The organism is Amycolatopsis sp. NPDC034160 (genome assembly GCF_055575355.1).
The window spans coordinates 20,997-28,383 of sequence record NZ_JBVISU010000027.1 but is presented as its reverse complement, the minus strand read 5'-3'; the positions used below and the strand labels follow the sequence as shown (position 1 = coordinate 28,383).

Below are 7,387 nucleotides of genomic sequence, written 5' to 3'. Positions count from 1 at the left end.
GCTCGTGGGCGCCGGTCGGGCTTTTCGTTACCGGCTGCTCTTCGCCCCTTTTGTTCGTGCGTGGCGATTCGGGTTCTAACCCGAATCGCCACTCACGACCACCTGTACCGAGGCGCCCAGCACGAACTCCGGCTCAGGACAGCTCAGGGGCGCCAGCGCTCGCTGTAGTCCGGGTGGTCGGCGTGCGGCAGGGCCAGCAGTCGCAGGGTCAGGCACCAGTTCGTCCCGGCCTCGTCGGCGGGCACGTTGCACGTCTCGCACCAGTACTCGTTGCCGTACAGGGGGAAGCCGGGCACCTTCTCCGAGACCGTGGTGCGGTGCGCCTGCAGGAGCCGCCGGGTCGCCTCGATCTCGTTGATCATCTGATTGACCACGTCGAGTTCGATGTCGTTCATCGAGCGGATCTTCTTTTCGATGACGACCTTGGTCTCACCCCGATTGAGCGATTCGCTGATCTCGGTTTTCTTGACCGCCTGCATGATCAACGCCTGGCGTTGTCCGACACGCGCGGCGAGAAAGGCGATCAGGTCGTCCACGGATACTCCTTCGTCTCCCCCAGCCTAGGTGTTCGGAGGGGACCGTCGCTGGCAGGAAGCCTGCCGTTACGACCGGGTCCCACGCGTCACACAGTCTCGTATCGATCACTCTCCCACTGGGAAGAGGTTTCGAGATCGACACGAGTTCGCAATCACTCCGCGAGGAAATCGAAGAAGAGACGGGCGGCGAATACGAATTTGTCACCGACACCGCACGCGCCGTCACGAAACGTGCAAACCCAGAGTCAAGGCGTGTCGTCGCGCGCCTTGCTCGGCTGGACCCGCTTCGGCTCCCCCGGCATCTTCGGGTAGTCCGGCGGGTACGGCATCTCGCCGAGCCCGTGGTCGCGCTCGTCCCGCGCGTACCACTCCAGCAGCGTCTCGATGCCGAACGCCTGATCGTCCATCGGCGCGTGCAGGTCGCCGCGCTCGGCGTAGATGGCGCCCGCGGTGAGGACGTCGAAGTCGTCCGGGTCGACCTCGGTGAGCAGATCCCAGGTCAGCGGCGTCGACACCGTCGCGCGCGGGGTGCCCCGGACCGACCAGGCCGAAGCCACCGTGCGGTCGCGCGCGGCCTGGTTGTAGTCGATGAAGACCCGGCCGCCGCGTTCTTCCTTCCACCAGGCGATGGTCGCCTTGTCCGGGATGCGGCGCTCGACCTCGCGGCCCAGCGCGATCACGGCGTGGCGGACGTCGATGAAGTCCCAGTCCGGCCGGATCCGCACCAGGACGTGCACGCCGCGGCCACCCGAGGTCTTCGGGTAGCCGACCAGCCCTGCCGAGTCCAGGACCTCGCGCACCACACCGGCGACCTCGACCGCGTCGGAGAACCCGGCCTCGTCCGGCGGGTCGACGTCGATGCGGAGTTCGTCGGGATGATCGACGTCGGGCCGCCGCACCGGCCACGGGTGGAAGTCGAAGGTGCCCAGGTTCGCCGCCCAGGCGAACACCGCCGGCTCGGTCGGGCAGACTTCCTCGGCGGTCCGGCCCGACGGGAAGGTGATCTTCGCGGTCTCCACCCATTCAGGGGCGCCCTTCGGCACGCGCTTGGCGTAGAACCACTCGCCCTCGACGCCGTCGACGTAGCGCTTCAGCGTCGTGGGCCGCTCGCCGATCGCGCGCAACAGCGGCTCGCCGACCGCGACGTAGTGCGCCACGACCTGGCGCTTCGTGATCCCGCGGGCCGGGAAGTACACCTTGTCCGGGCTGGACACCCGGACTTCGCGCTCGCCTACCGCGACCAGGATCGGCTCACCGTTCTTGGGCATGCGCCCACCGTATCGCCGATCAGGGCCGGGGATCCGTCCCCAGAACGGCCATCGTGACGACGTCATGCCATGCGCCGTCCCACCACAGGGCTTCCCGCTGGATCCCCTCGCGGACGAACCCGCATTTCTCGTACACGCGCTGGGCTCGCGGGTTGTACTCGAAAACCTCGAGCGACACCCGATGCAGGCCGACGACGTCGAACGCGTAGTCCAGCAAGAGCTTCGTCGCCTCGGTGCCATAGCCCTTGCCGAAGACGTCGGGGCCGGTCAGCGCGATCCGGAACGCCCCGGAACGGTTGTGTTCGTCGATGTCGGAAAGCACCACTTCGCCGAGGTAGGCACGGTCCTCCCCGCGCAGGATCGCGTAATCCGCCCGGCCTTCGAGCCCTGGCCGGGCAGCCAGGAACCGATGGATCTGTTCCTCGGTGAACTTCGTGTGCGTCCCGGTGAACCGCATGACCTCGGGGTCCTGCAGCGCTTTCCAAGCGGCTTCGAAGTGGGAATCGTCGAGCTGCGACAGTACGACGCGCTCGCCGCTGAGTTCGGGCTGCGTGCGCAGCGCCTCGGTGTCGATCACAGCGGATACCGTACGGTTGACGCGGTGTCCGGCCGTACCAAATTGATTCTCGCGCTCACCGTGCTCGCCCTCTTCGTGACGGCCGCGGTACTGCTCCCGATCCCGAGCCCGGCCGGGCTGCGGGCCTGGGCGGCCGCGACCGGTCCGGCCACTCCGCTGGTCTTCTTCCTCGTCTACGCGGTGCTCACCGTGGCCCCGATCCCGCGGACCGTGTTCAACCTGGCCGGCGGCCTGCTGCTCGGCACCACGACGGGCATCGTGGTCGGGATCCTGGCGACCACGGTCGCCTCCGGGCTCTCGTTCGGCCTCGCGAGGGCGCTCGGGCGCGACCTCGTCACCCGGCATCTGCACCGGGCCAGGGTCCGCGCGGTCAACGACCGGCTTTCCGACGGCGGTGTCCTGGCGATCACCTCCTTACGGCTGATCCCCATGGTGCCGTTCGCTCCGCTCAGTTACCTGTGCGGAGTGTCATCGGTCCGTTTCGCCCCGTATCTGCTCGGGACCGCGCTCGGCAGCCTTCCCGGCACGGTCGCGGTCGTCGTCCTCGGCGACGCCCTCACCGGGGAAACGCCGCCCGCCCTGCTGATCTGTTACGCCGTGTTCGCCGCGGCGGGGGCCATCGGACTGGCGAAGGTCTTCCGGCGGAAAGCCCGCCCGGTGCCCGAACCGGACGGGCGGGAAGAATCCCGTGCCTCCGCACCGGCGAGCTGACGGGGAGCCGAAACCGCCGCCCGCTACACTCGATCGGGTGCGCGGGACCTGTCAGGCCGCGTAGCGCCACCATCACCCGGGATGTGTTCGTCAAAGAATGTGTCAGGAGCAGTCGCCATCGACACCGGTCAGCTGATCGCTGGGCACTACCGCCTGGTCGAGCAAATTGGTAGCGGTGCCATGGGGGTGGTCTGGCGCGCCATCGACGTCCGCCTCGAGCGCTCGGTGGCGGTCAAGCAGATCCTCCCGCAGCCGGGTGTCTCCGAAGCCGAACGCGACAACATGCGCCAGCGCGCCATGCGCGAGGCGAAGAACGCGGCCCGCTTCCAGCATCCGAACGCGATCGTGGTGTTCGACATCGCCGAGCACGGCGGCGATCCCTGCCTGGTGATGGAGTACCTGAACGGTCCGAGCCTCTCGGCGATCATCTCCGAGGAGGGCACGCTGCCGCTGGGCCGCGTCGCGAAGATCGGCGAGCAGGTGGCGTCGGCGCTGGTCGCCGCGCATCGCGCCGGGATCGTGCACCGCGACGTCAAACCGGGGAACATCCTGATCGACGAGTCGGGCACCGCGAAGATCACCGACTTCGGCATCTCCCGCGCGGCGGGCGACATGACGCTGACCCAGACCGGCCTCATCGGCGGCACCCCGGCCTACCTCGCGCCCGAATTGGCGCGCGGTTCCGATCCGGTGCCCAGCTCCGACGTCTTCGCGCTCGGCGCGACGCTCTATCAGGCGATCGAAGGTCAGACGCCGTACGGGAACAGCTCCAACCAGCTCGCGCTGCTGTACGCGGCCGCGAACGGCCAGATCAACCCGCCGCAGCAGGCCGGCGCCGCGACGGCGCTGCTGATGAGCCTCCTGCGCACCGAACCGACCGAGCGGCCGACCATGGCCGAGGCCAGGGAGCGGCTCGCCGCGCTGGCGGCGAGCGAATCCGCCGGGGGAACGGCGTCGTCGCCGCGGCTTTTCGGAGCCGGTGGCGGTAGACAGCCCGCCGCGCCCGAGACCCCGGCACGCGGCCTCCCCGGCGGGGACCGCCCGCCGTGGCAGCGGGTCGATCCCCCGGCCCAGTCCGCCACGACGCCGGCCCCACCGCCGCCTGCCAAACAGCACACGCCGACCGCCGCGTTCATCCCGATGCGGTCACCGGCGGCTCCGCCCAACACGCCGCCGCGCCCGGTCGCCGCGGTGTCCCCATCGCCGTCCGCGGCCGCCCCGATGCGGCCGTCCCCGGCGAAACCCGCCGACGGCAAGCGGAAGGCCGCCCTGTTCGCGGGCGCCGGTGCCGCGGTCGTGGTGATCGCCGTGATCGTGTTCCTGGTGCTCAATTCGAGCAACGGCGGGACCAACCAGGGCCCGGACAACACGGGCGCGAATCCTCAGCCCGGCACCTCGGTCTCCAAACCGGCTCCCCAGTCTTCGTCACGCGCGGCCCCGGCCGGGCTGGGGAAGACCGAGAGCGAGAAGATCACGAACTTCTCCGGCGTCGGTCAGTTCGTCCTGGGCTTCTTCGACACCAACACGATCGGGACGCCGGCGAGCTGGAACATGCTGACCGACGCCGCGAAGGCCGTGTACGGCTCGGAGCAGGCTTTCGCCGACTACTGGGCCGCTCACAAGGTCACCGGCGCCAAGCAGGCGCACGCGGACAGCGGCGGCGCGAACTCCGACGGTTCGATCGACATGAACGTGACGGTCAACAACGGTCCTCGCCCGGCGCTGCGCGTGATCCAGTCCGGCGGGCAATACCTCATCGACGCGGACACGCGCGTACTCGGTCCGTGACCCGCCTCGCTGGTGGTAGGACAAACGCCGCTCGTGGCTTACTGTTGCTTTCATGGCCGATAGCGGACCTTTCGGACCTGGCCAGAATCCTCGTTTCCGCGAGGACCTGGTAGGTCTCGACCCGTACGATCCCGAAGCCCGCGCTTTCGCCGAGCATCTGGACCGCATCGAACGCTGCGGCCCGAACTTCACCGTGGAGGCCTGCCTCGACGGTGTCTCCGATTTCGCCGATTCCAGCAACCGCCTCGGTGGTCTGCGCTGGTGGATTTCGGCGCTCGTCGTGATCCTCATCGTGCTCGGCGTGATGGTCACCGCATGGGACATCATCGGCCGGGCCATCGCCTGGCTCGCGGGGTAACGTGGAACCGGTGAAAGGCATGAAACCCGTTGTCGGAGCCACGCCTCGCGTGGTCAAGTCCGAGCAGGAATGGCGGGAACAGCTCAGCCCCGAAGAGTACGCGGTGCTCCGCCAGGCGGGCACCGAGCGCCCCTTCACCGGTGAGTACACCGACGAGAAGACCACCGGTGTCTACCAGTGCCGCGCCTGTGGTGCCGAACTGTTCCGCAGCGACACGAAGTTCGAGAGCCATTGCGGCTGGCCGTCGTTCTACGACCCGGCCGATTCCGACGCCGTCCTCCTCCGCGAGGACACCGCTATGGGGATGCGCCGCATCGAGGTGCTGTGCAAGTCGTGCCACAGCCACCTCGGGCACGTCTTCGAAGGCGAGGGATACGCCACGCCGACGGATCAGCGGTACTGCATCAACTCGATCTCGCTGAAGCTCGTTCCCGAGTCGTAACCAACCGAAGCGAACCACCGCCCTCCCTGACGCGTTCCCGAGGAACAGGAACAGCGTCGGGGAGGGCTTTTGGGTGGGGCGGCTTGGTGTCTTCATGGATGACCCCTGGGGAATCTCCGGACCGGGATTCGCTTGGCTGTACGGCTGCTTGGTCGTCCTGCCGTGCCTCTGCGCGGCACTGTGGGCACAGTCGCTCCGGCACCGTGCCGCCGACAAGTGGACGCCGCAGGGCCCGTACCACCTCGCCGCGCTGGCCGGTGGCACCGAGCGGGTCGCCGATGTCGGGGTGACCACCATGATCGCCCGTGAGCAGGTCCGGCTGGACAGCCGGGGACGGCTGACCGTCCTCGGCGGCGAACCGGGAGATCCGCTCACGCGCGCCGCCGTCGACCTCGTCCCGCAAGCGGGGGACGGCGGTTTGTACCGGTTGAAGAAGCTGCTGAGCCGGAGCGCCGCCGTCCACGAAGTGCGCGACGACCTTCAGCTGAGCGGCCTGCAGGTGGACGAACGCCGCCGCCGCGCCGGATGGCTGGCGGCCATGATCGCCTGTTTCCCCGTGCTCGCCCTCGGGCTGGCGAGGCGCGCCAACGCCATACCGCTGGAGCGCCCGGTCGGGGTACTGGTGGGTCTCCTCGTCGCGGTGGTCGCGGCCATCGCCGGAACGGCCCTGCTCCCGTGGCCGAGCCGGAACGTCCTGCCGACCACGGCCGGACTCCGCGTCGTCGGCACGGCCCGGCGGCACCCCGGTCTGGTACCCGGCGTGGCGGGGGCGGTGGCACTCGGCGGCTTGACGGCCTATCCCGACCCGCTGATGGCGGATTTGCTGGTCAGGACCGGTAGCGGAGGTGGTTGTGGTGGCTGAAACCTGGGGCATCCCGGGGCCGGACTTCTGGTGGCTCTACACGCTGGCCATCGCACTCCCCTTCACCATCGCGGGGCTGCACGCGTTGTGGCTCCGGCGCGGCTTTCACGATGGCGAAAACCTGCCGACCGTGCACCATGTGGCGGCCTTGGCGGGCGGCACCGCACGGGTCACCGACACGGTGGTCGCCGCGATGCTCGAACGCGAACAGGCCCGGCTCGGTGGTTCGGGCAGGCTCTACCGCACCCCGCTGGTCCCGGTCGACCCGCTGGGAGAGGAACTCGCCGGTGCGCTCTCCGCGACACCCGACCACTGGCTGCGGGAGTGGATGAGCCGCGGGCCGGCGATGCGGGCGTTGTGGGCCGACTTGGGCCGCCGCGGTCTGGTCGTCCGGGAAGGGCGACGGCGGCTCTGGTGGAGGATCGCCGCCGTCACCTACGCCGTGCTTCTGGCGATCGGAGCGGTCAGGTGGTTCGTCGGTGACGGCGCCGCGATCCTGACCGCGCTTCTCGTCGTCACCCTGGTTTTGCTGATCGTCACCCTCCGATTCGGCCGGACCGACTACCAGGGCAGGACGACCACCGCGGGCCGCGAAGTGCTGGCCGAGGCGGAGACGAATCAGAGCCTCGTCGCGGGTGCGGCGGGCACGGTGGCTCTCCGCGGCATCGCCGCGTATCCCGATCGTGAAGTCGCCCGCATCCTGAGCCGCTACGCCGGGCCACGGGGCAAGGACACTCGCACCTTCTCCTGGGGCGACGGGATCGGGACGGACACCGGCGGGACCGGCAGCTATTGACGGTCCAAGTGCCGTCGTGAAGGCCCACACCGGATGTTCGAATCACGGA

At 69.2% G+C, this 7,387-nt stretch carries 9 protein-coding genes; 6 read left to right on the top strand and 3 right to left on the bottom strand.

Translation table 11 applies throughout. From position 1 onward, the window contains the following. Positions 1 to 143 precede the first annotated feature (143 nt). The 3 genes from ACZ54P_RS35265 to ACZ54P_RS35255 form a co-directional block, all read right to left on the bottom strand. Complete coding sequence (locus tag ACZ54P_RS35265; protein ID WP_465465943.1) at positions 144 to 536, bottom strand: DUF6221 family protein; 393 nt, start codon at positions 534 to 536, stop codon at positions 144 to 146. Positions 537 to 781: 245 nt separating this feature from the next. Next, on the bottom strand, positions 782 to 1,804 hold the full coding sequence (locus tag ACZ54P_RS35260) for a DNA polymerase domain-containing protein (protein ID WP_465465942.1): 1,023 nt from the start codon (positions 1,802 to 1,804) through the stop codon (positions 782 to 784). Positions 1,805 to 1,823: 19 nt separating this feature from the next. After that, the gene (locus tag ACZ54P_RS35255; protein ID WP_465465941.1) at positions 1,824 to 2,381 is read right to left on the bottom strand and encodes a GNAT family N-acetyltransferase; all 558 of its coding nucleotides are present in this window, start codon (positions 2,379 to 2,381) and stop codon (positions 1,824 to 1,826) included. Between the two features lie 24 nt (positions 2,382 to 2,405). On the opposite strand from ACZ54P_RS35255, the gene ACZ54P_RS35250 reads away from it, so the two are divergent. The 6 genes from ACZ54P_RS35250 (at position 2,406) to ACZ54P_RS35225 (ending at position 7,338) form a co-directional block, all read left to right on the top strand. Further along, a complete protein-coding gene (locus tag ACZ54P_RS35250) occupies positions 2,406 to 3,092 on the top strand; it encodes a TVP38/TMEM64 family protein (protein ID WP_465465940.1) in 687 nt (228 codons plus the stop codon). Positions 3,093 to 3,224: 132 nt separating this feature from the next. Further along, positions 3,225 to 4,880 (top strand): serine/threonine-protein kinase, encoded by a 1,656-nt coding sequence (locus ACZ54P_RS35245; protein ID WP_465466012.1) that lies wholly within the window; start codon positions 3,225 to 3,227, stop codon positions 4,878 to 4,880. 52 nt (positions 4,881 to 4,932) lie between these two features. Then, on the top strand, positions 4,933 to 5,238 hold the full coding sequence (locus tag ACZ54P_RS35240) for a hypothetical protein (protein ID WP_061988756.1): 306 nt from the start codon (positions 4,933 to 4,935) through the stop codon (positions 5,236 to 5,238). A gap of 19 nt (positions 5,239 to 5,257) precedes the next feature. Continuing rightward, positions 5,258 to 5,680, top strand: coding sequence for a peptide-methionine (R)-S-oxide reductase MsrB (msrB, locus tag ACZ54P_RS35235; RefSeq protein WP_465465939.1), 423 nt, complete (start codon positions 5,258 to 5,260; stop codon positions 5,678 to 5,680). A 94-nt stretch (positions 5,681 to 5,774) separates the two neighbouring features. After that, complete coding sequence (locus tag ACZ54P_RS35230; RefSeq protein ID WP_465465938.1) at positions 5,775 to 6,542, top strand: TIGR04222 domain-containing membrane protein; 768 nt, start codon at positions 5,775 to 5,777, stop codon at positions 6,540 to 6,542. Next, on the top strand, positions 6,535 to 7,338 hold the full coding sequence (locus ACZ54P_RS35225; protein WP_465465937.1) for a TIGR04222 domain-containing membrane protein: 804 nt from the start codon (positions 6,535 to 6,537) through the stop codon (positions 7,336 to 7,338). The genes ACZ54P_RS35230 and ACZ54P_RS35225 overlap by 8 nt, the downstream gene beginning before the upstream one ends. Positions 7,339 to 7,387 lie beyond the last annotated feature (49 nt).

Bases quoted from the DNA above. Each gene is read 5' to 3' on its own strand.
- ACZ54P_RS35260 (WP_465465942.1), bottom strand. From the start codon at position 1,804: ATGCCCAAGAACGGTGAGCCGATCCTGGTCGCGGTAGGCGAGCGCGAA.
- ACZ54P_RS35230 (WP_465465938.1), top strand. From the start codon at position 5,775: ATGGATGACCCCTGGGGAATCTCCGGACCGGGATTCGCTTGGCTGTAC.
- ACZ54P_RS35240 (WP_061988756.1), top strand. From the start codon at position 4,933: ATGGCCGATAGCGGACCTTTCGGACCTGGCCAGAATCCTCGTTTCCGC.
- msrB (WP_465465939.1), top strand. From the start codon at position 5,258: ATGAAACCCGTTGTCGGAGCCACGCCTCGCGTGGTCAAGTCCGAGCAG.